This window comes from Streptomyces sp. FH025 (genome assembly GCF_017427025.1).
Classification (GTDB): domain Bacteria; phylum Actinomycetota; class Actinomycetes; order Streptomycetales; family Streptomycetaceae; genus Kitasatospora.
This window is the reverse complement of sequence record NZ_JAFLNG010000061.1, coordinates 1-20,291: the sequence shown is the minus strand read 5'-3', so window position 1 is coordinate 20,291 and position 20,291 is coordinate 1. Positions and strand designations below refer to the sequence as shown.

Annotated in this window: 22 protein-coding genes, 1 pseudogene and 1 riboswitch; of the genes and pseudogenes, 4 read left to right on the top strand and 19 right to left on the bottom strand. The window is 71.2% G+C overall.

Going from position 1 to position 20,291, the window contains the following annotated elements; genetic code table 11:
• Positions 1-245: 245 nt before the first annotated feature.
• Both J0670_RS07210 and J0670_RS07205 read right to left on the bottom strand, forming a co-directional pair.
• Positions 246-497, bottom strand: coding sequence for a WhiB family transcriptional regulator (locus J0670_RS07210; RefSeq protein WP_014138019.1), 252 nt, complete (start codon positions 495-497; stop codon positions 246-248).
• A 370-nt stretch (positions 498-867) separates the two neighbouring features.
• Entirely contained in the window at positions 868-1,839 is a 972-nt protein-coding gene (locus tag J0670_RS07205) for a diacylglycerol kinase family protein (RefSeq protein WP_207810547.1), read from the bottom strand.
• Between the two features lie 50 nt (positions 1,840-1,889).
• Between J0670_RS07205 and J0670_RS07200 the strand changes: the two genes are divergently transcribed.
• Positions 1,890-2,306, top strand: coding sequence for a hypothetical protein (locus J0670_RS07200; protein ID WP_207810546.1), 417 nt, complete (start codon positions 1,890-1,892; stop codon positions 2,304-2,306).
• A 55-nt stretch (positions 2,307-2,361) separates the two neighbouring features.
• Here J0670_RS07200 and J0670_RS07195 read toward each other — a convergent pair whose 3' ends face one another.
• From J0670_RS07195 to sodN, 8 genes are all read right to left on the bottom strand, one after another.
• On the bottom strand, positions 2,362-3,372 hold the full coding sequence (locus tag J0670_RS07195; protein WP_374223072.1) for an RNA polymerase sigma factor SigF: 1,011 nt from the start codon (positions 3,370-3,372) through the stop codon (positions 2,362-2,364).
• A 155-nt stretch (positions 3,373-3,527) separates the two neighbouring features.
• Positions 3,528-3,938 carry an anti-sigma regulatory factor gene (locus tag J0670_RS07190; RefSeq protein WP_196950846.1) on the bottom strand — a complete coding sequence of 137 codons (411 nt, stop codon included), beginning with the start codon at positions 3,936-3,938 and terminating at the stop codon, positions 3,528-3,530.
• A 266-nt stretch (positions 3,939-4,204) separates the two neighbouring features.
• Positions 4,205-4,681 carry a GNAT family N-acetyltransferase gene (locus tag J0670_RS07185; protein WP_207810544.1) on the bottom strand — a complete coding sequence of 159 codons (477 nt, stop codon included), beginning with the start codon at positions 4,679-4,681 and terminating at the stop codon, positions 4,205-4,207.
• Between the two features lie 9 nt (positions 4,682-4,690).
• A complete protein-coding gene (locus J0670_RS07180) occupies positions 4,691-5,074 on the bottom strand; it encodes a nuclear transport factor 2 family protein (RefSeq protein WP_207810543.1) in 384 nt (127 codons plus the stop codon).
• 95 nt (positions 5,075-5,169) lie between these two features.
• Positions 5,170-6,162 carry an ABC transporter substrate-binding protein gene (locus tag J0670_RS07175; protein WP_207810542.1) on the bottom strand — a complete coding sequence of 331 codons (993 nt, stop codon included), beginning with the start codon at positions 6,160-6,162 and terminating at the stop codon, positions 5,170-5,172.
• A 30-nt stretch (positions 6,163-6,192) separates the two neighbouring features.
• Positions 6,193-6,990, bottom strand: coding sequence for an ABC transporter ATP-binding protein (locus J0670_RS07170; RefSeq protein WP_207810541.1), 798 nt, complete (start codon positions 6,988-6,990; stop codon positions 6,193-6,195).
• Positions 6,987-8,042: an iron ABC transporter permease gene (locus J0670_RS07165; protein WP_207810540.1), complete on the bottom strand. Its 1,056-nt coding sequence runs from the start codon at positions 8,040-8,042 to the stop codon at positions 6,987-6,989. The genes J0670_RS07170 and J0670_RS07165 overlap by 4 nt, the downstream gene beginning before the upstream one ends.
• 126 nt (positions 8,043-8,168) lie before the next feature.
• Positions 8,169-8,309, bottom strand: a riboswitch (cobalamin riboswitch).
• A 69-nt stretch (positions 8,310-8,378) separates the two neighbouring features.
• The gene (gene sodN / locus J0670_RS07160) at positions 8,379-8,774 is read right to left on the bottom strand and encodes a superoxide dismutase, Ni (RefSeq protein WP_045699892.1); all 396 of its coding nucleotides are present in this window, start codon (positions 8,772-8,774) and stop codon (positions 8,379-8,381) included.
• Positions 8,775-8,951: 177 nt separating this feature from the next.
• Here sodN and sodX point away from each other — a divergent pair, with 177 nt between their 5' ends.
• The gene (gene sodX / locus J0670_RS07155) at positions 8,952-9,395 is read left to right on the top strand and encodes a nickel-type superoxide dismutase maturation protease (protein WP_307806419.1); all 444 of its coding nucleotides are present in this window, start codon (positions 8,952-8,954) and stop codon (positions 9,393-9,395) included.
• A gap of 40 nt (positions 9,396-9,435) precedes the next feature.
• Here the strand turns inward: sodX and J0670_RS07150 are convergent, their stop codons facing one another.
• The 5 genes from J0670_RS07150 to J0670_RS07130 all read right to left on the bottom strand — a co-directional run bounded on the left by J0670_RS07150 (position 9,436) and on the right by J0670_RS07130 (position 14,218).
• On the bottom strand, positions 9,436-10,023 hold the full coding sequence (locus tag J0670_RS07150; protein ID WP_207810539.1) for an ABATE domain-containing protein: 588 nt from the start codon (positions 10,021-10,023) through the stop codon (positions 9,436-9,438).
• Positions 10,024-10,142: 119 nt separating this feature from the next.
• Positions 10,143-10,895, bottom strand: a complete 753-nt coding sequence (locus J0670_RS07145; protein WP_207810548.1) for an amino acid ABC transporter ATP-binding protein — start codon at positions 10,893-10,895, stop codon at positions 10,143-10,145.
• 47 nt (positions 10,896-10,942) lie between these two features.
• Positions 10,943-11,914, bottom strand: a complete 972-nt coding sequence (locus J0670_RS07140) for an amino acid ABC transporter permease (RefSeq protein WP_207810538.1) — start codon at positions 11,912-11,914, stop codon at positions 10,943-10,945.
• A 37-nt stretch (positions 11,915-11,951) separates the two neighbouring features.
• A complete protein-coding gene (locus J0670_RS07135; RefSeq protein ID WP_207810537.1) occupies positions 11,952-12,875 on the bottom strand; it encodes an ABC transporter substrate-binding protein in 924 nt (307 codons plus the stop codon).
• 416 nt (positions 12,876-13,291) lie between these two features.
• A complete protein-coding gene (locus J0670_RS07130) occupies positions 13,292-14,218 on the bottom strand; it encodes an ABC transporter substrate-binding protein (RefSeq protein WP_207810536.1) in 927 nt (308 codons plus the stop codon).
• Between the two features lie 587 nt (positions 14,219-14,805).
• Here J0670_RS07130 and J0670_RS07125 point away from each other — a divergent pair.
• Complete coding sequence (locus J0670_RS07125) at positions 14,806-16,002, top strand: NADP-dependent malic enzyme (protein ID WP_207810535.1); 1,197 nt, start codon at positions 14,806-14,808, stop codon at positions 16,000-16,002.
• 101 nt (positions 16,003-16,103) lie between these two features.
• On the top strand, positions 16,104-17,066 hold the full coding sequence (locus J0670_RS07120; RefSeq protein ID WP_207810534.1) for a zinc-binding dehydrogenase: 963 nt from the start codon (positions 16,104-16,106) through the stop codon (positions 17,064-17,066).
• Between the two features lie 95 nt (positions 17,067-17,161).
• On the opposite strand, the gene J0670_RS07115 is transcribed toward J0670_RS07120, so the two are convergent.
• The 4 genes and pseudogenes from J0670_RS07115 to J0670_RS07100 all read right to left on the bottom strand — a co-directional run.
• Positions 17,162-18,232 carry a PadR family transcriptional regulator gene (locus J0670_RS07115; protein WP_207810533.1) on the bottom strand — a complete coding sequence of 357 codons (1,071 nt, stop codon included), beginning with the start codon at positions 18,230-18,232 and terminating at the stop codon, positions 17,162-17,164.
• Between the two features lies 1 nt (position 18,233).
• Complete coding sequence (locus tag J0670_RS07110; RefSeq protein WP_207810532.1) at positions 18,234-19,157, bottom strand: DUF4097 family beta strand repeat-containing protein; 924 nt, start codon at positions 19,155-19,157, stop codon at positions 18,234-18,236.
• 191 nt (positions 19,158-19,348) lie between these two features.
• Positions 19,349-19,528, bottom strand: a complete 180-nt coding sequence (locus J0670_RS07105; protein WP_207810531.1) for a DUF6104 family protein — start codon at positions 19,526-19,528, stop codon at positions 19,349-19,351.
• Positions 19,529-19,579: 51 nt separating this feature from the next.
• A pseudogene (locus J0670_RS07100) lies at positions 19,580-20,291 on the bottom strand (hypothetical protein); the annotation flags it as partial.

Here is a 20,291-nt window from a genome sequence, read left to right as displayed (position 1 = left end):
CCGGAACGGGGGCTCTGGGTGGTGCGACACCTCGCATGTGCGTTGCACACGGTGAGCGCCACAGCTCCACAATATTGCTCTAAGTGAACAGTATCAAGTGGCTGGGCGGTCCGGTGTCGCGGGACCGTGCTGGGCAAGGTCCTTTGTGCGGAAGGCTTCACCAGGAGGTGCAGGGAAGCCTTTGATCATGTGTTGATCGGTACAGCGGTCACTGCTGGTGCTACGGCGTGTGATCAGTCGGCTGATCAGGCGGTGCGGGCGCGGTTGCGGGCGGCACGGCGCTTCATCGCGCGACGCTCGTCCTCGCTCATGCCGCCCCAGACGCCGGCGTCCTGGCCGGTCTCGAGGGCCCACTGGAGGCACTGCTCCATCACCGGGCAGCGGCGGCACACGGCCTTGGCTTCCTCGATCTGCAGCAGAGCAGGACCGGTGTTCCCGATCGGGAAGAACAGCTCCGGGTCCTCTTCGCGGCAGACAGCGCGGTGGCGCCAGTCCATGGTCGTCCAACTCCTCCTGCCGCGGGGGGTGGCCCGATCGGCATAATCGAATGGCTTGTGAATGTGAACGCTTTCACGAATCCCACAACAGCAAAAGAGACCAAAGGCCCACCGGGCCCGGGTGGTCTGTGCTGGGAGGGGATTCGGCGATTCGAGGGACGCCCCGCGGTCGGCGCTCCTGTGGTTCCGGAGTTGCCGTCGCTGCGATGTGTCCCGATCGCCATGTAGAGGTTCGCAAACCTCGGGCTCGGATACAACCCCCTTCGGGGAGGAATTTTTGATTCTTCGGTGTCGCCTAGCTCACAGCCAGTACTTCTATGGAGTGAAGGGGGCTTGTGCGTTCGAGAAGAAGGGAGAACCCCGCCTCCAGTCACACAATCACACGCAGTGCCCGCCGTACGCCTGTGAAACTGACGCGACTCCTGTCTCCAAGGTGGTCCCCGTCGACCTGGAACGGGACGGGTTCCTGGGAAACCAAGGTGAAGTGTCTGACGTCGTGATAGGAGACGACGTGCTTCCCGGACGGGCCGGCCGGCGGTGCGCCGTCGCTCGAAGGCTCGTGCGACCGCAGGATCTGACGGATCGTTCGAGCCGTACCGAACGCCGTCATCCGGGTGATCCCGAAGACGTCCAGATCCGTGTCGAAGGAGGCGAGGGGCGAGGGGTAGACCGGGCGGTTGCCCAGGAAGGTCCACGGAGAGGTGTTGCTGACTATCGCCATCACCAGGCCCGGCACGGCCTCGCGGCCCGGCAGTTCCAAGGACACCGGGCCTGAGCGGCGCTGCTCACGCTGGGTGAAGTAGTGCCGCAGCGCCTGCCCGACGTAGAGGGCGTGGGTGGACTTGCGCCCGGCCCGGCGCTGCTCCTCGACCCGGCCGACCACCCCGGCGTCGAAGCCGAGGCCGGCGGTGAAGGTGAACCAGCGGTCCGGCAGGCCGTCGGTCATCGCCTTGCCCAGCCCGATCGGCCGCTCCCGCTCGTGCTCCAGCGCGTCCAGCAGCGCCCCGGTGGCCTCCACCGGGTCGTTGGGCAGGCCCAGCGCGCGGGCGAACACATTGGTCGAACCGCCCGGCACCACGGCCAGTCGCGGGACCTTGTCGCCCGGGCCGTGCGCCATCAGCCCGTTCACCACCTCGTTGACGGTGCCGTCCCCGCCCAGGGCCACCACCAGGTCGACCGTGCCGTCCTGCGCCGCCTCGCGGGCCAGGTCGCGCGCGTGGCCCCGGTACTGCGTCTCGGCCACCTCCAGCTTGAGGTCGCTGCGCAGCGCGTGGATGAGCACGTCCCTGGTCCGGCCACTGGTGGTGGTGGCCTTGTGGTTCACGACCAGGAGAGCGCGCATGGGGAAAGCCTACGGGTCGGTACGGGCCGACCGGCGGCTACCCTGCTGGAGTGACCGCAGAAACCTCCGCCCCCGCACCCGCTCGCCCGGTTTCGCTCACCCTGGGCGCCGCCATCACCGCCCTGGAGGGCGCCGCGCTGGCCGTCGTCGGCGTCTCGGACATGGTGTCCGCGCTGTCCGGGCAGGCCAAGCAGCTCGCCCTGAACGAGTTCGGCGGCGCGGTCATCGTGCTGCTCGGCGTGCTGCCGATACTGGCCGCCCGGGCGCTGCTGAAGGAGCGCCGCTGGGGCCGCAGCCCGGCGGTGCTGACCAACTCCATCTGCCTGCCGGTCGCCTACTACATGATCCAGAGCGGCGGCGCGATGATCGGGGTCGGCGTGGTGGTCGGCCTGCTCGGCCTGGTGGGCATCGGGTCGCTGCTGAACCCGAAGTCGACGGCGGCCCTGTACGCCCAGCAGGAGGGCTAGGGCCCCCGTCGAACGACGAAGGCCGCCGAGCCCGGGAGCTGAGCGGCCGTCAGTCCTACTCCTCCACCAGGAGCTTCTCCCGCAGCTGGGCCAGCGTCCGGGCCAGCAGCCGGGACACGTGCATCTGGGAGATCCCCACCTCGGCGGCGATCTGCGACTGGGTCATGTTCCGGAAGAACCGCAGCACCAGGATCTTCTGCTCCCGGGGCGGCAGTTGGGCCAGCAGCGGCTTGAGGGACTCGCGGTACTCGACGCCCTCCAGCGCCTCGTCGGTGGCGCCCAGGGTGTCCGCCACGGCCGGCGACTCGTCGTCGCTGTCCGGCACGTCCAGGGAGAGCGTGGAGTACGCGTTGGCGGACTCCAGGCCCTCCAGGACGTCCTCCTCGGAGATGCCCAGGTGCTCGGCCAGCTCGTGCACCGTGGGGGAGCGGCCGTGCCGCTGGGAGAGCTCGCTGGTCGCCGTGGTGAGCGACAGCCGCAGCTCCTGCAGACGGCGCGGGACGCGCACCGCCCACCCCTTGTCGCGGAAGTGCCGCTTGATCTCGCCGACGATGGTCGGCGTCGCGTAGGTGGAGAACTCGACCCCGCGCTCGTGGTCGAAGCGGTCCACCGACTTGATCAGCCCGATGGTGGCGACCTGGGTGAGGTCGTCCAGCGGCTCGCCCCGGTTGCGGAAGCGCCGGGCCAGGTGCTCGACCAGCGGGATGTGCATCCGCACCAGTTGGTTGCGCAGTTCGACGCGCTCCGGGGAGCCCTCGGGCAGCGCGGCCAGCCGGACGAACAGCGCGCGGGCGGCCTCCCGGTCCGGCGCGCCGGTGCGGTGCGAGCCCTGGGCGGGCACGGCGCCGTGCAGCTCCGCGGCCTCGTCCGCCTCGTCGGCCCCGTCGGCCTCGTCCGGCGGGTTCGGGGAGGCGGGCGTCGGCTCAGACGTCGGCTCGGTCGGGTGGCTCATCCGGTGGGCGTCCTTCGGGTGCGCTTCGTCGTTTGCGGCGAGGCCGGGAACGCTCGCCTGGGTCGGTACGGCAGGGCCCGCCGTCGCGAGGCCGGTACGGTCCAGATCACTCACGGCCATTCCCCCGTTCCGTTCCGGGAGCACCGGGGCCTTCGGCCCCGGCATCGTCTCGTTGGTCGTACCGCGTGGGGAGCGGTACCGGGAGCCGCCCGCCGGCCCCGGGCGGGGGAGCGGCGGACGGCCCTTGCAGGGTGCTGCTGGGGGCCCGGTCAGTGGGCGGCGGACCCGCCGCGCTTCTTGTGCAGGCTGATCGACACGGTGTTGTCCTCGGCGACCGAGGAGTCGACCTCGCCGGCCAGGGCGGACAGCACCGTCCAGGCGAAGGTGTCCCGCTCGGGGGCCTTGCCGTCGGTGGTCGGCGCGGAGACCGTCACCTTGAGCGAGTCGCCGACCAGCCGGAACTCGCAGGACAGGACGGAGCCGGGCACCGCCTGCTGGAGCAGGATGGCGCAGGCCTCGTCGACCGCGATCCGCAGGTCCTCGATCTCGTCGAGGGTGAAGTCCAGCCGGGCCGCGAGCCCCGCCGTCGCTGTTCGCAGCACGGAGAGGTAGGCCCCGGCCGCGGGCAGCCGGACCTCCACGAAGTCCTGAACTCCGAGATCGCTGTCGATCTGGGACACCCTTGCCTCCTGGGTGACGCGCTGTGCTTGCTTGGTGCCCCCGTGCGGGGGCCTTGCCTGTCCCTCTTGGTACCCCGGGGAGGGGTGTCTTCTCCACCCCCGGAGGGGTGTCGATGCCGAGGGGCCGTCATCGCTGTCCGTATCTCCGCACCCCGGTGCGAGAGTTACTCATGGTAAGGCATTGCGACGCAGGGTGGCAGGGCCTTTGCCCGTACTCCCCGGTCCGTTCGGTGACTTCTCGGAGACTTCTCGGAGACGTCGACTTCTCAACGACGGCCGGCGGCCGACAGTGCCTCGCCGGTGAGCCGGTAGACGCTCCAGCCGTCCATCGGCACCGCGCCGAGCGACTTGTAGAAGTTGATCGAGGGCTGGTTCCAGTCCAGGACCGACCACTCCATCCGCGCGTAGCCGCGGTCGACGGCGATCCGCGCCAGCTCCAGCAGCAGGGCCTTGCCGTGGCCGCCGCCGCGGGCCTCCGGGCGGACGTACAGGTCCTCCAGGTAGACCCCGTGGGTGCCGCGCCAGGTCGAGAAGTTGAGGAACCAGACCGCGAAGCCGACCGGCTCGCCGGTGGCGTCGTCCTCGGCGATCAGGCCGAACAGGGCGGGGTTCGCCCCGAACAGCGCCTCGTGCAGCTGCTCCTCGGTGGCCACCGCCTCGTGCGGGGCCTTCTCGTACTCCGCGAGTTCACGGATCATGGCAAGGATGACGGGAACGTCGCTGGCGACGGCGGTGCGGATCATGCCGCGAGCCTACTGCTCGGGACCGGTCTCGTCCCAGGCCTGGACGGAGGTCTGGTCGACGATCCGCCCGTCCCGCAGGTCGGCCATCGACGCCATCACCACCCGTACGCCGTCGGGATAGCGGCAGGACTCCAGGAAGGCGACGTGGTCGCCCTGGACCACCACCTGTTCCAGCTTGTGGGTCATCTCGCGGCCGTAGATGTCGCTGAGCATGGCGCCGATCTCGTCCCGCCCGTGCATCACCAGGGGATGGCTGGGCTGGGTCTTGCGGTCGACCACGCGCAGTTCGGCGTCCTCGGAGTACAGCGCGAGCAGGGTCTGGGCGTCGCAGCGCTCGATGCCCTCGCGCAGGGCGCGGGCGTCGAAGGCGGGCGGCGCCGCGAAGGTGGACATGATCTCGCTCCTCCGGTCGGTTCCGTCGGCTCGTACCTTGAGCGTACGCCCGGGCCGCTCCTCGGAACCGGCCCGAGGAGCGGGATCACGGCCGGTCAGCGGGCCGGGACGGTGCGCAGGTAGTCGGCCAGCGAGCCGATCGCGGCCGGGTTGCGGGGGCTCTCCACCAGGTCGACGTAGTCCATGACGAAGATCCGGTCGTTCCTGACCGCGGAGACGTTCGCCAGCGGCGGGAAGGACTTGAGGAACTGCCGCTTGTCCTCGGCGCCGGGGGTCGCGTAGTCGTTGATCACGATCACCTCGGGGTCGCGCTGCACCACGCTCTCCCAGCCGGCGGTGAACCAGGTGTCGGCGACGTCGTCCATGATGTTGGTCCCGCCGGCCTTGGCGATGATCTGGTCCGCGGCGGCGAACTTCCCGGCGGTGTACGGCTTGTCCCGCCCGCTGTCGTACAGGAACACCGACGGGTGGCGTTCGGGCTGCGGGACGGCGGCGATCCGCGCCTTGAACTCGCCGATCAGCCTGTCGGAGCGGTCCTTGACGTCGAAGATCTCGCCGAGGTTGGCCAGGTCGGTGTAGAGCGCCTCCAGCGGGTCCATCACGCCGCGCTCGGTGCCCTTGCCGCTGCGGCAGGACTCGCTGAGCACGTACGAGTCGATGCCGAGCGCCTTGAACGCCTGCGGGGTGACGCCGCTGCCCTCGTCGAAGCCGTAGTGCCAGCCGGCGAGGACCATGTCGGCCTTGGCGTCCAGCGCGGTCTCCTTGGTGATCAGCTTCTTGGAGAGCCACTGCGTCTGCTGGTAGCCGTCCTTCCAAGCCACCTTGTCGACCTTCCCCTTGTCGTCGGGCATCGCGTAGCCGGCCATGCGGTCGGCGAGGCCGAGGGAGAGCATCAGTTCGGTGATGTTGACGTCGTTGGTCACCGTGCGGGCGGGCTTTTGGGCGAAGGTGAGCTTCTCGCCGCAGTTCTCCACGGTCACCGGGTAGTGGGCGGAGGAGGCGGCGGACCCGGCCGGGGCGATCTCGGCGCCGCAGGCGGTGAGTCCGAGGGTGAGCAGGGCGGCGGCGGCAACGGCTTTGGTGCGCACGGTTGTTCCTTCGGGGAGGTCGGGGGACGATCAGGGGAGGCGGTCGAACAGCAGCTGGAGGGCGCCGGTCTCCGGGTGCCGGACCGGGGTGGCCCGGACGCCGAACACCTCGGCCAGCAGGGCGGGTCGGAGCACCTCGTGGGGCGGGCCGGAGGCGACGATCCGGCCGGCCCGCAGCACGTACAGCAGGTCGCAGTGGCCGGCCGCGAGGTTGAGGTCGTGCAGCGCGGTGAGCACCGTCGGCCCGGCCTCGCGGGCCAGCGCCAGCACCTCCAACTGGTGCGCGATGTCCAGGTGGTTGGTGGGTTCGTCCAGCACCAGCAGCCGGGGCTCCTGGACCAGCGCGCGGGCGAACAGCACCCGCTGCTTCTCGCCCCCGGACAGGCTCAGGAAGCCCCGCTCGGCGAGGTGTTCGGCCCGGACCTTGCGCAGCGCCCGCGCGCAGCGCTCCCCGTCCCCGTCGGCCGGGGCGCCGAAGCCGCGCCGGTGCGGCAGCCGGCCCATGGCGACCACCTCGGCCACGGTGAAGTCGAACTCGGCGGAGTGCTCCTGGGACAGCGCGGCCACCCGCCGGGCCGTCTCGCGGGCGGTGAGCGCGTGCAGGTCGTCGCCGTCCAGCCGGACGGCCCCGCCGGCCGGCTTCAGCACCCGGTAGACGCAGCGCAGCAGGGTCGACTTGCCGCTGCCGTTGGGGCCGATCAGTCCGACCACCTGCCCGGCGGCGGCGTCCAGGCTGACCTCGTGCACCAGCCGGGTGCCGGCCAGCTCCACCGAGACGGCGTCGACGGCGAGGTCCTGGGCCGGCGGCGTGTTCGTCGGGCCGGTCACCGGCGGCCTCCGAACGCCTGGCCGCGGCGGCGCATCATCAGCAGGAAGGCGGGCACCCCGAGCACCGCGGTGAACACCCCGACGGGCAGTTCGGCGGGCGCCAGCAGGGTGCGGGAGGCGATGTCCACCCAGACCAGCAGCAGCGCCCCGGCGAGCGGCGCGACCACCAGCACCCGGCGGTGCCCGGCGCCGACCAGCATCCGGGCCAGATGCGGCACCAGCAGTCCGACGAAGCCGATCGCCCCGCTGACCGCGACCACGGTGCCGGTGACGGCGGCGGTCACCACGAACAGCTCGCGGCGCAGCCGGTCCGGGTCCACGCCGAGCGAGGCGGAGGTCTCGTCGCCCATCGCGAGCGCGTCCAACCGCCCGGCGGCGCAGGCCAGGTAGGCCAGTCCGGCCAGGACGGTGCAGGCGGCGATCGGCACCGAGCCCCAGGTGGCGCCGCCGAGGCTGCCGAGCAGCCACATCATGGCGTCGCGGGCGGCCTCGCCGCGGTCGGCGGCGAAGACCATCAGGGTGGTGACGGCGGAGAAGCCGTAGGACAGGGCGGTGCCGGTGAGCACCAGGCGCAGCGGGGTGAGCCCGTACGCCGTCCGGGCGGCGAGGTAGACCAGCGTCATGGCGACCAGCGCGGAGCCGAACGCGGAGGCGGAGATCGCCCACACCCCGAGCGAGGCGAAGGCGCCGAGCAGCAGGACGGCGTTGGCGCCGACGGCCGCGCCGGAGGAGATGCCGAGCACGAAGGGGTCGGCGAGCGCGTTGCGCACCAGCGCCTGGACGGCGACGCCGGTGGCGGCCAGTCCGGCGCCGACCACGGCGGCCAGCACGGTGCGCGGCAGCCGGATCTCCCAGACGATCGCGTACGCGGCCGCCTCGCTCGCCTCCAGCCGTCCGCCGGTCAGCCCGGCGCCCAACAGGCGCAGGACGCGGGGGAGTTCTATCCCGGAGCTGCCGAACGCGACTCCGCAGACCAGGGAGAGCAGCAGGGCGGCGGCGAGGCCGACGGCGAGCGGCAGCGTGGGTATGCGACGAACGGGAGGACTACTCACTGAGCGGGCGCGCCTTGCCTCGGGCCGCGGATGTGCCGGGGCGGGCGCCGGCCGGGGGCGTGCCCGGGCGCCTTCCCCTCGCAGTCCGCGGCGAGTTGTCGGGAGTTCGGCGGCCGAGGGCGATCGGGCTGGCGCGGCCGTGGGGACTGCTCCCCGGGCCGTGCTCACCGTTGCGGGTCAGCGCCGGATTCACACCGGACTTCCCCCTCGGACGCCCTGGCAGCATAACAGGCGCTTAGGCTAGGCACCCCTTACCAGGTTGGATTGAGCGTGAACGCACGACCGCCCCCGTCCGGCGGAGCGGGCGGGGGCGGTCGGGGTGGCGACGCGTCAGGCTCAGGCCTGCTTGGTCTCCCAGAAGATCTTGTCGACCTCGGCGATCAGGTCCAGCAGGGCCTGGCCGGTGGCCGGGTCGGTGGACGCCTTGGCGGCCGAGGCGGCCTTCAGGGTGTCGTTGATCAGCTGGTGCAGCTGCGGGTACTTCTCGAAGTGCGGGGCCTTGAAGTAGTCGCTCCACAGCACCGAGATGTGGTGCTTGACGGCCTCGGCGCGCTGCTCCTTGATGATGATGGCGCGGGCGCGGAAGTGCGGGTCCTCGTTGGCCTGGTACTTCTCCTGGGTGGCCTTGACCGACTCGGCCTCCAGCTTGGCCTGCGCCGGGTCGTACACGCCGCAGGGCAGGTCGCAGTGGGCGTGCGCGGTGGCGCGAGGTGCAAACAGACGAGAGAACATGGGAGTCCTTCCTTAGATCGTCTTCCCGGGGCCGAGACTACCCTTCCGACCCCCGGGTTTCGCGGTCGGGCGGTGGGCCTAGGGCGAAAGACGGATCCGGAACCGGGGTAATCCGGACATCGAACCGTTGACGCTCCGTACGGCAGACTGGGGGCGGGCGGTCCGGGAGGAGGAGTCGTGGCGCGGAGCACGGAACCGGTGGGCGACGGTGTGGGCGGCGCGGTGCCGTTCGGGCTGGTCGACGTGGCGGGCCCGTCGATGATCCCGACCCTGCGCGAGGGCGACCAGCTGCTGGTCCGCTACGGCGCGCCGATCCGGCCCGGCGCGGTGGTGCTGTTCCGGCACCCCTTCCAGCAGGACCTGCTGGTGGTGAAGCGGGCCGCCGAGCGCCGTCCGAACGGCTGGTGGCTGCTGTCGGACAACCGCCCGGTGGACAGCGACAGCCGCAGTTACGGCCCCGTCCCGGACGAACTGGTGCTCGGCCGGGCGCTGCTGCGGCTGCGCCCGGACCCGGCCTGGCTGGCGCCGGGCCGCCGCCTGGAGCGGCTGCTGCTCGGCCCCAGGCTGGCCCGGGTGCCGGGCCTGGCCCGCCGGCTCGGCGCGTGGGTGGAAGAGGTCTGAGGCCGCCCGGCTTCCGGTGCTGGCTTCCAGTGCCCAGCTGCTAGCTCTCGGTGCCCAGCGCGGCCTCGGCCTCCTGACGCTTGCGGGCCCGGTAGGCGGCCACGTTGGCGCGGGTCGCGCAGCGGTCCGAGCAGTAGCGGCGGGAGCGGTTGGTCGAGGTGTCCAGGTAGGCGTTGCGGCAGGGCGCGGCCTGGCAGATGCCGAGCCGGTCGGCGCCCAGCTCGGTGAGGTGGACGGCCAGGCCCATGCAGGCGACCGCGCTGAAGTGCGCGGTGGCGGTGGGCGAGTTGTCGGCCAGGTGCAGGTGCCAGCGCGGCCGCCCGGCGTCGTCCAGGTGGTCGTGCCCGGAGATCAGCGGGCTGACGGGGTACTCCATCAGCAGGCTGTTCAGCAGGTCGACGGACCGGACTTCGTCCCCCTCGGCGGCGGCCTCGAACACCCCGCGCAGCCTGGTCCGCACCGCCCGCAGCCGGGGCACGTCGGACTCGTCGGCGAGCGCGGCGGCCCGGGCGCCCTCGGAGAACAGGGCGCGCACCGCCTCCACGGAGGTCAGCGTGTCGGTGCCGCGCTCGGGCTCCTCGGTGTTCACCAGCCGAACGGCGAGGTCGGCGTACGAGGCGAGCTCCACGGAGGTCCTTCCAGAGATTCGGGTTCGGTAACGGGCTGACTGCCTCCAGCCTATTACCTGGTGAGGGAAAGCGGCGGCGCCCGGCAGGAAACCGCCTGCCGGGCGCCGATCGTACGGGCTCAGAGCACCTTGGAGAGGAAGGCCCTGGTGCGTTCGTGCTGGGGGTTGGTGAGCACCTCGCGGGGGTTGCCGGACTCGACCACCACGCCGCCGTCCATGAACACCAGCGCGTCGCCGACCTCGCGGGCGAAGCCCATCTCGTGGGTGACGACGACCATCGTCATCCCCTCCTCGGCCAGGCCGCGCATGACGTCCAGCACCTCGCCGACCAGCTCCGGGTCGAGCGCCGAGGTGGGCTCGTCGAAGAGCATCAGCTTGGGCTTCATGGCCAGCGCCCGGGCTATCGCCACGCGCTGCTGCTGGCCGCCGGAGAGCTGGGAGGGGTAGTTGCCCGCCTTGTCGGCGAGGCCGACCCGCTCCAGCAGGGCCATCGCGCGCTCCCGGGCGGCGGCCTTGCTCTCCCGCTTGACCTGGACCGGGGCCTCCATGACGTTCTCGACGGCCGTCATGTGGGGGAACAGGTTGAAGCGCTGGAAGACCATGCCTATGTCCCGGCGCTTCAGCGCGACCTCGCGGTCCTTGAGCTCGTGGAGCCGGTCACCCTTCTGCCGGTAGCCGACCAGCTCGCCGTCCACCCAGAGGCGGCCGCCGTTGATCTTCTCCAGGTGGTTGATGCACCGCAGGAAGGTCGACTTGCCGGAGCCGGACGGGCCGACCAGGCAGAACACCTCGCGCTGCTTGACCTCCAGGTCGATGCCCTTGAGGACTTCGACCAGGCCGTAGGACTTGTGCACGGCCTCGGCGCGGACCATGGGTTCGGCGGCCGCCGAGGAGTCGGCGGGCGTCTTGGTCAGATCGGTCATACGTGACCACCTCCCTCAAGCCCCGGGACGACGTCGGCGGTCGTCTTCGGGGTGGGCTTCCCGGCGAACAGGTTCCGCACTCGTTGCAGCGGCGTGGGCGGGAGGGTGCGGTTGGAACCACGGGCGTAGTGGCGCTCGATGTAGTACTGGCCGATGGTCAGTACGGAGGTGAAGAACAGGTACCAGAGGCTGACCACGATCAGCAGCGGGATGTTCTGGTAGTTCCGAGAGTAGATGACCTGGCCGGCCCGGAAGATCTCCTCCAGGGAGATCACGGAGACCAGCGAGGTCGTCTTGAGCATCGAGATGGTCTCGTTGCCGGTCGGCGGGATGATCACCCGCATGGCCTGCGGCAGGACGATCCGCCGCATGGTCTGGAACCGGCTCATGCCGAGCGCGTGCGCGGCCTCGGTCTGGCCCTCGTCCACCGACTGGATGCCGCCGCGGACGATCTCCGCCATGTACGCGGCCTCGTTGAGACCGAGGCCCAGCAGCGCGGCGACGAAGGTCGGGATCAGGACGTTGGTCTGCTCCGACCAGAACTCCGGCCCCCACGGCACGCCGATCGACAGCTTGGCCCAGATCAGGCCGAGGAAGTTCCACATCACCAGCTGCACCAGCACCGGGGTGCCGCGGAAGACCCAGATGTAGACCCAGGCGGTGCCGGCGAGCAGCGGGTTCGGCGACAGCCGCATCACCGCGAGGATGATGCCGCCGACCACACCCATGAGCATGGAGAGAACGGTCAGCTCCAGTGTCACGACCATGCCGTGCACGATGCTGTCGTGGAACAGGTACTGCCCGACGATGTCCCACTTGAATGCGGGGTTGGTGAAGAGGGCGCTCAGCAGCATCGCCGCGAGCACGGCGATGACGACTGCGCCCGCCCAGCGTCCGGGGTGGCGAACCGGGATGGCCTTGATCTCAGGCCGTCCCTGCTCAGCCGACCCCTTGTCCAGAGAGTTCACGGTGTGGCCTCGGGGGAGAGATGAAACGTACGAGTGGTCAGCTGACGGCGCCGTTGACGGTCGACTTGTCGATGGCGCCGGCCTCGACGCCCCACTTGGCGAGGATCTGCTTGTAGGTGCCGTCGTCGATCAGAGACTGGACGGCGCCCTGGATGGCCGGGGTGAGCTTGGAGCCCTTGGCCAGGGCTACGCCGTAGGGGGCCACCCCGTAGGTGTCGCCGAGCTTCTCCAGCTGCCCGCCCGCCTGCTTGATCGCGTAGTCGACGACCTGGGAGTCCGCCATCATCGCCTGGTCGCGGCCGGAGACCACGGCGTTGGTGACGTCCGTCTGGAGGTCGAACTTGTCGCCGTCGTTCTGGATGCCCGGCTTGCCCGCCTTGGCGCAGTCCGGGTTGCGGGTGTCCTTGATCTCGTCGGCCTGGGTGGTGCCGGTCTGGACGGCGACCTTCTTGCCGCAGAGGTCCTTCGGGTCGATCTTCTCCGGGTTGCCCTTCTTGACCGCGACGGCGCTGCCGGAGTTGAAGTAGGTCACCATGTCGACGACCTGCTCGCGCTCCTTGTTGTCCGTGAAGGACGACATGCCGAGCTGGAACTTGTTCGACTGGATGCCGGGGATGATCGCGGTGAAGCCGGAGTCCTGGACCTCGGCCTTCAGCCCGAGTTTGGCGGCGATGGCGTTGGCGAGATCGACGTCCATGCCGATGACCTTGCCGCTGTCGTCCTTGAACTCGTCCGGCGCGTAGGAGGCGTCGGCGCCGACCACGAGCTTGCCGGCCGACTTGATGTCGTCCGGGACGAGGGCGACCAGCTTGTCGTCGGCCTTGACCGTGTTGACGGTCGCGGTGGCGTTGGGTGCGCCGGTGTCCTCGCTCTTGCTGCTGCACGCGCTCAGCACGAGGGACACGGAGACTGCGGCCACGCCGGCCGCGAGGAGACGGGTGCGCTGGGTACGGGCGGTCATGAGGGGGATCTCCTCCTGGGGAGAGAAATCGGGCGGAACACGCCGCGGGAGCGGCGCACCGGGGCAGCGGGCCGTACGGAGCCGTACGGGTGGGGCGTGTCGCTGGTACGTCGTCGTACGTGCGGACCGGTGGTGCAGGGCCCGGGCGCAGGGGGCCGCCCGGGGTGGTGCAGGTACTGCGTCCGCCACCCTCCGCCGAGGTGGACGTTGACCGAACCGTCTCGACCAGTGGCCGGCTCGATCCGAGTTGGGGGGAATCCTGCCATCTGATGACGGTCAGGTGGCCCCCATCCAGATCAAAATCGGATAACAAGGGGGCGTCATGTCCGCTATTCGGACTTATTCCATGGCCCTGTCACTCTGCGCATACGTATGCGGATCCGGCCGTACCCGGCAGGGAGGCCCGCCGCCCGCGGTCAGATGCCGCCGTTGACCACCGCGTTCTGCGCCGCGCCCGCGGAAACGTTCCACTTGGCCAGGATCTTGTCGTACTCACCGCTGCGGATCAGCTGGTCCACCGCCTTGGCCAGGGTGTCGCGCAGGTCGGTGTCCTCCTTGCGCACCGCGATCCCGTACGGGCTGGAGGTGGACTGCCCGCCGGTCACCTCGAAGCGGTTGCCGCCGTCGGTGGTCTTCGCCGCGTAGGCGGCCACCGGGAAGTCGTTCAGGCCGGCCACGGCGGCGCCGGAGGCGACCTCGGCCAGCGCCTTGGCGTCGGTGTCGAGCCGGTGCACGGTCAACTGGCGGCCGGTGCGGGCACAGACGGCGACCTGCCGGGTGGCGATCTCGTCCTGGGTGGTGGCCTGCTGGAGGGCGACGGTCTTGCCGCACAGGTCGTCAAGGGTCCTGATCCCCTTGGGGTTGCCCTTCGGGACGACGATCGAGGTGCCGGCGATGAAGTAGTCCACGAAGTCCACGCCGGGGTTGACCTGCTTGCCGGTCTCGTCCAGCCCCTCGCGCCGCTGGCGCACGTCGCTGAACGCCGACATCACCAGGTCGACCTGCTTGGCCTGGAGGTTCGGCACCAGCTTGTCGAACGGGGTGTCCACCAGGTCGATCCGCACGTCCAGGATCCGGCCGAGCGCCTCCGCGATGTCCGGATCCAGGCCGGTCGGCTTGCCGTCCGGGCCGCGGAACTCCACCGGCGCGTAGTTGACGTCCATGCCCACGCGCAGCGCCCCGGCCGAGCGCTGGGCCTTGGGCAGCTTGGCCCGGGCGTCCTTGACCGGGTCGCCCGGGTCGGCCTGCCCGCTCCCGCCGCAGCCGCTGAGCAGCAGGGCCGCCGCGGCGGCCAGTGCGGCGCCGGAGAGGGCCGGACGACGGGCGTGGGCGAACTGAGGCATCAGGGCTGCTCCTGTGGACGGGAGGCGCGGTCGCCGGGAGGTGTCGTGGCGGTGTCCGCGAAATGGCGGACAAACGATCCTGCCATCCCGCCCTGCCAAGCCCGTTGGCGGGTGTGTCAGAATTCGGTACCGGGTGACCCCCGAACGCTCGAACCAGACCGGCGAGCCCCGACAGGCTCGGGGTGCTCAGGAACGGAAGTCATCACGTGGCTCCGTATCCGGAGTGCCGACTCCCCTCCGGGTCTGCGTTCACTCCTGCGGGTGCGCGTGCGCTCACACCGTTGCCGCCGCGGAGCCCGACGCCTCCGACGCCGGGCCCGTTCGATGCGCCGGGACGGTGATGAACGCCACGTGACGAGGACGAAAAGGCATAGGTGCGATGCCCCCGTCCGAAATACGCTCGGCTGGATAGCGCAACGCGGACAACACCAGACCCAATAAAAACCCTCATCCGAGGGCGCCGCCCGACGGCAGCGCCCCGACCCCGCCCCGGGTCCGCTTCGGCGTACCCGGTTTCCGGTTTCCGGGCGGGTCGTCCTGCCCGTCGGTCGCGCGGCCTCACCGATTCCAATGACGAAGAGGTCATCGTGGCAGCGGAGATCATCCACAGCAGCACCCAGGACACCGACGATCCGGTCGACGCCGTTTTCGCACTTCACCGCGGCGGCAAGATGGAGATCCGGGCGACCGTCCCGGTCCGTGACGCGGACGACCTGTCCCTCGCCTACACCCCCGGTGTCGCCCGGGTCTGCACCGCCATCGCCGAGCAGCCGGAGCTGGTCAACGACTACACCTGGAAGGCCAACACCGTCGCGGTGGTCACCGACGGCACCGCGGTGCTGGGCCTCGGCGACATCGGCCCGCAGGCCTCGCTGCCCGTGATGGAGGGCAAGGCGATCCTGTTCAAGCAGTTCGGCGGCGTGGACGCGGTGCCGATCGCGCTCGACTGCACCGGGGTCGACGAGATCGTGGAGACGGTCGTCCGGCTGGCGCCCTCCTTCGGCGGCGTCAACCTGGAGGACATCTCCGCGCCCCGTTGCTTCGAGATCGAGCGCCGGCTCCAGGAGGCCCTGGACATCCCGGTCTTCCACGACGACCAGCACGGCACCGCGATCGTCACCACCGCCGCCCTGTGGAACGCGGCCAAGGTGACCGGCCGTGAGATCGGCTCCCTGCGGGCCGTCATCTCCGGCGCCGGCGCGGCCGGCATCGCCATCGCCAAGATGCTGCTGGCGGCGGGCATCGGCGACGTGGCCGTCTGCGACCGCAAGGGCGTGGTGTACGAGGGCCGCGGCGACCTGACCGACGTCAAGGCCGAGATCGCCGCGCAGACCAACCGCTCGGGCCTCAAGGGCTCGCTGGCCGACGCGCTGGCCGGCGCCGACGTGTTCATCGGCGTCTCCGGCGGCACCGTGCCGGAGGAGGTCGTCTCGACCATGGCCGAGGGCGCGTTCATCTTCGCGATGGCCAACCCCAACCCGGAGATCCACCCCGAGGTCGCGCACAAGTACGCGGCGGTCGTCGCCACCGGGCGCAGCGACTTCCCGAACCAGATCAACAACGTGCTGGCCTTCCCGGGCATCTTCGCCGGCGCCCTCCAGGTGCGGGCCTCCCGGATCACCGAGGGCATGAAGCTGGCCGCCGCCAAGGCGCTGGCCGGCGTGGTGGCCGACGAGCTGACGCCGCAGAAGGTCATCCCCTCGCCGTTCGACGAGCGGGTCGCCCCGGCGGTCAGCAAGGCCGTCGCCGAGGCCGCCCGCGCCGAGGGCGTGGCGCGGATCTGACGGCGGGTCCGAGGAATCAGGGCCTGAAGGACCGAGGCCGGGACACGCGTCACACTCGCGCGTGGTTCCCGGCCTCGGCCGTCCCGGCTATCGTCCGGGGCATGTTTGCTGCCTACGCCGCACGTATCGACGCCGACGACCCGCTCAGCGGACTGGAGTTGGGCGAACTCCCCGAGCCGCAGGCCCGCCCCGGGTGGAGCGTGGTCACGGTCCGGGCCGCCAGCCTCAACCACCACGACCTGTGGTCGCTGCGCGGGGTCGGCCTGCCCGCCGAGAAGCTGCCGATGATCCTCGGGTGCGACGCCGCCGGGGTCGACGAGGACGGCAACGAGGTGGTCATCCACTCGGTGATCGGCCAGACCGGCCACGGGGTCGGCCCCAAGGAGCCCCGGTCCATCCTGACCGAGCGCTACCAGGGCACCTTCGCCCAGCAGGTGGCCGTGCCCACCTGGAACCTGCTGCCCAAGCCCGCCGAGCTGAGCTTCGAGGAGGCCGCCTGCCTGCCCACGGCCTGGCTGACGGCGTACCGGATGCTGTTCACCAACGCCGGGGTGAAGCCCGGGGACACCGTCCTGGTGCAGGGGGCCGGCGGCGGGGTGGCGACCGCGCTGATCGTCCTCGGCAAGGCGGCCGGCCTGCGGGTCTGGGTCACCGGCCGGGACGAGGCCAAGCGCCGCCGGGCCGTCGAGTTCGGCGCGGACGCGGCCTTCGAGAGCGGCGCCCGGCTGCCCGAGCGGGTGGACGCGGTGATGGAGACGGTCGGCGCCGCGACCTGGTCGCACTCGGTGAAGGCGCTGCGCCCGGGCGGCACCATCGTCATCTCCGGCGCCACCTCCGGACCCAACCCGAGCGCCACCGAGCTGAACCGGATCTTCTTCCTGGAGCTCAAGGTGGTCGGCTCGACCATGGGCACCAAGGAGGAGCTGGCCGGGCTGCTGGCGCTGTGCGCCAACACCGGCGTCCGGCCGGTGATCGACTCGGTGCTGCCGTTGTCCGAGGCCCGGGACGGCTTCGCCCGGCTCGCCAAGGGCGAGGTGTTCGGCAAGGTCGTGCTGACGCCCTGACGCCCTGACGCCCTGACGCCCTGACGCCCTGACACCCCGGTATGCGTGGCGGCCCGGTGCCCCGTCGGACGGGACACCGGGCCGCAGCCGTACGGTCAGCCGAGCAGCCGCTTCAGCCGCTCGCCGGCCGCGCCCAGCACCGAGCGGGCCTCGGCCAGCTTGTCGGTGCTCACCCCGCCGTCCCGGGCGGCGTCGCGGACCTGGTCGCGGAAGCGGTCGAGCAGCCGCTCCAGCTCGCGGGTCGGCTCCCCGGCCGGGTCGGTGTGCGCCCACGACGGCAGGTCGGCCGGGGTCTCGTGGTCGCGGCCGGCCCGGTCGTCGTCCTTGTCCAGGTCGATCCGGGTCACCGTGACCCGCTCCTGCGGTGCCTCCTGCGCGGCCTCCTCCGGCGCCTCCGCCGGGTGCCCCCAACGGGCCGCGTCGGCCAGCCCGGCCAGGCCCTTGGTCAGCTCGGACAGGCCCTCGGCCAGCCCGGTCGGCCAGTCGCCCTTGGCCGCGTGCTCGCGCACCTGCTGCTCGACCCGGCGCTTGATCCGCAGCGCCTCCTGCTGCGCGGCGGTGCGGGAGGCCTTGGCCTGCTCGCGCAGCCGGCGGGCCTCCTCCTCGGCGGCCTTCGCCTTGGCCTTGGCGGCCTTCTCCTGTTCCCGGGCGCGCTTGGCCTGCTCCTTGGCCTGCCGCTTGAACTGGGTGAACTCCTCCTTGGCCCGCTGCCAGGACTCGTTGTCGCCCCAGGGGCCGGCCCACGGGTCACCGCCGCCGGCCCCGGTGCGGTCCGGCCGGGGAGCCTGCTTGGCGGCCTGCCACAGCTCCTCGCGCAGGTCCTTGGCGCTGTCCCGGACGTCCTCCCGGATCGCTCCGGCGAGCTGCGCCACGGATTCGTGGATCTCCAGTTCCAGCTCGTCCAACTCGGCCTGGCGGGCCTGGAGTTCGACCCGCCCGGCGTCGGTGAGCCGGTAGACCTTGCGGCCGCCCTCGGTGCTGTGGCTGACCAGGCCCTCCTGCTCCAGCTTGGCCAGCCGCGGGTAGACCGTGCCCGCGGAGGGGGCGTACAGGCCCTGGAAGCGCTCCTCCAGCAGCCGGATCACCTCGTAGCCGTGCCGCGGGGCTTCGTCCAGCAGCTTCAGCAGGTAGAGCCGGAGCCGGCCGTGGCCGAACACGGGGCTCATCTCAGGCCTCCCTGGTGAGATCGGGACCGGTGGGCTTGTCGAGGCTCGGGGCGGCCGGGAGCTCCTTGACCACCGCCGGGGCGTCGTCCTCCGCCTCGGGGCGGTGCAGCACGGTGACCGCGCCGGAGACCGTGGTGACGTTGAGGCTGCCGCGGCCCTCGCCCAGCCGGCCGGAGATCTTCTTGGCGCCCCAGGTGCTGCTCATCTCGAGCTGGTCGAAGGTGCTGGAGACGTCGCCGCTGGTCGAGCCGGCGTCGACGGTGGCGTCGGCCAGCGAGGGGATGCGGACCACGACCGGGCCGCTGACCGTGTTGACCTTGACGTCGGTCTCCCCGGCCACGTCGAGGTCCAGGGTGACGGCGCCGGTCACGGTGTTGGCCTGGACCCGGTCGGCGGTGCCGGCGATCACGGTGAGCTGCCCGGAGACGGTGTTGACCTTGAGCTGGCCGCCCACCGCCTGGGCGTCCACGTCGCCCGTGACGGTGCCGGCGTCGATCCGGCCGGTCAGCCCGGCCAGGGTGGCGTCGCCGCTGGCGCTCTGCACCGAGACGTGCCCGTCGATGCCGGTGACGGTGGCGTCGGCCGAGACGGTGCCGACCTTGACCTCGGTGCCGGCCGGGACGGTCAGGGTGACCCCGGCGACGCGCTTGCGCTTGAAGGAGTCGAAGAAGTTGCGGACCGAGCCGACCGACTTGATCCAGTCGCCGAACTCGCCCCAGCTGTTGATGTCCTTGTAGGTGACGGTCAGGACGCCGTCGACCAGGGTCACGTGCAGCGGCTCGCCGCGGAGCTCGCTGACCTCCAGCCGGGCCGGGCCCTCGGCCGCGACCACGTTGACCGTGCCGTCGATGATGCGCACGTGCAGCGCGCGGACCGCGTCGTCGAAGGTGATCCGCTCGGGACCGTCGACCGTCCACTGGCTCATCTCTGCCGCCTCCCGTTGTCGATCGCGATGTATCGCGTTCTCTTTTAAAGACGATATATCGCGTGCCGGGAAAAGCAAGCGGTTCCGCCCCCGAGACGGCCCGGACACACCCCGGAGCCACCCCCTACGGGGGACGTGCGAAGGGCCCGGGAGGCGATTGCCTCCCGAGCCCTTCGGCGGCCGTCACCGGGTCACTCGTCGTCCTCGTCGTCGAGCCGGGCCAGCCAGGTGGCCAGCCGCTCGACGGGGATCTCGAAGTCCGGGTTGAGGTCGACGAACTCGCGCAGCCGCTCGGCCAGCCACTCGAAGGTGACCTCCTCCTCGCCGCGCCGGTTCTCCAGCTCCTCGATGCCTCGGTCGGTGAAGTACACGGTTCGCTCCGGTCGGATGGGGATTGACCTGGTCAGGATAGACCGGCCCGGTCAGCCGTCGTTGCGCCAGTAGTTCAGCGACAGCTTGACGGCGCCGGTGCTCTTGTTGCCCTGCTCGATCACCTTGGCGATCACGATGCCGCCGTTGTTCCGGTTGCGGATGCAGAACAGCCGGCCCGGGGGCAGGTCGTCGAACTTGAGGTCCTTGGTGGGCTCCCGGTCGATCGCGGCCGAGCAGCTCTGCGGGGTGAGCGTGTTGTCCCGGCTGATGTAGGCGTCGGAGTTGCCGTCCAGCGAGAAGTAGCCGGCGCTGGACGGGTCCAGGGCCCACGAGGGGTAGGTGGAGTCCGGCACGACCTTCCCGGCCGACAGGTCGAAGGTGTAGCTGGAGCTGGTCGCGAACAGCTCGGTGTTCTCGTACACCACGGTGTAGACGTTGCCGCGCGGCACGGTGGCTCCCGCCGAGGGGCTCTTGGAGCCGCCGCTCTTCGTGGCGGTCGGTGTGGGCGAGGGGGAGTCCTCGTCGGTCGGGGTGGACTTCGGCGAGGCCGGCGCCGGGTTCGGGGCGGTCGGCGTGCCGGTGGCGGCGGTGTCGCTCTTCTTGCCGTCGTCCATCTTCTTCATCAGCACCACGCCGCCCGCGGCGCCGCCGACCGCCATCACCAGGGCGACGGTGAGCAGCGCCTTCCAGGACACCCCGCCCTTGCGCCGCGGCTCCGGCTCGGCCGCCGGGGCGGCGGTCACCACCGGGCCGGGCGGCGGG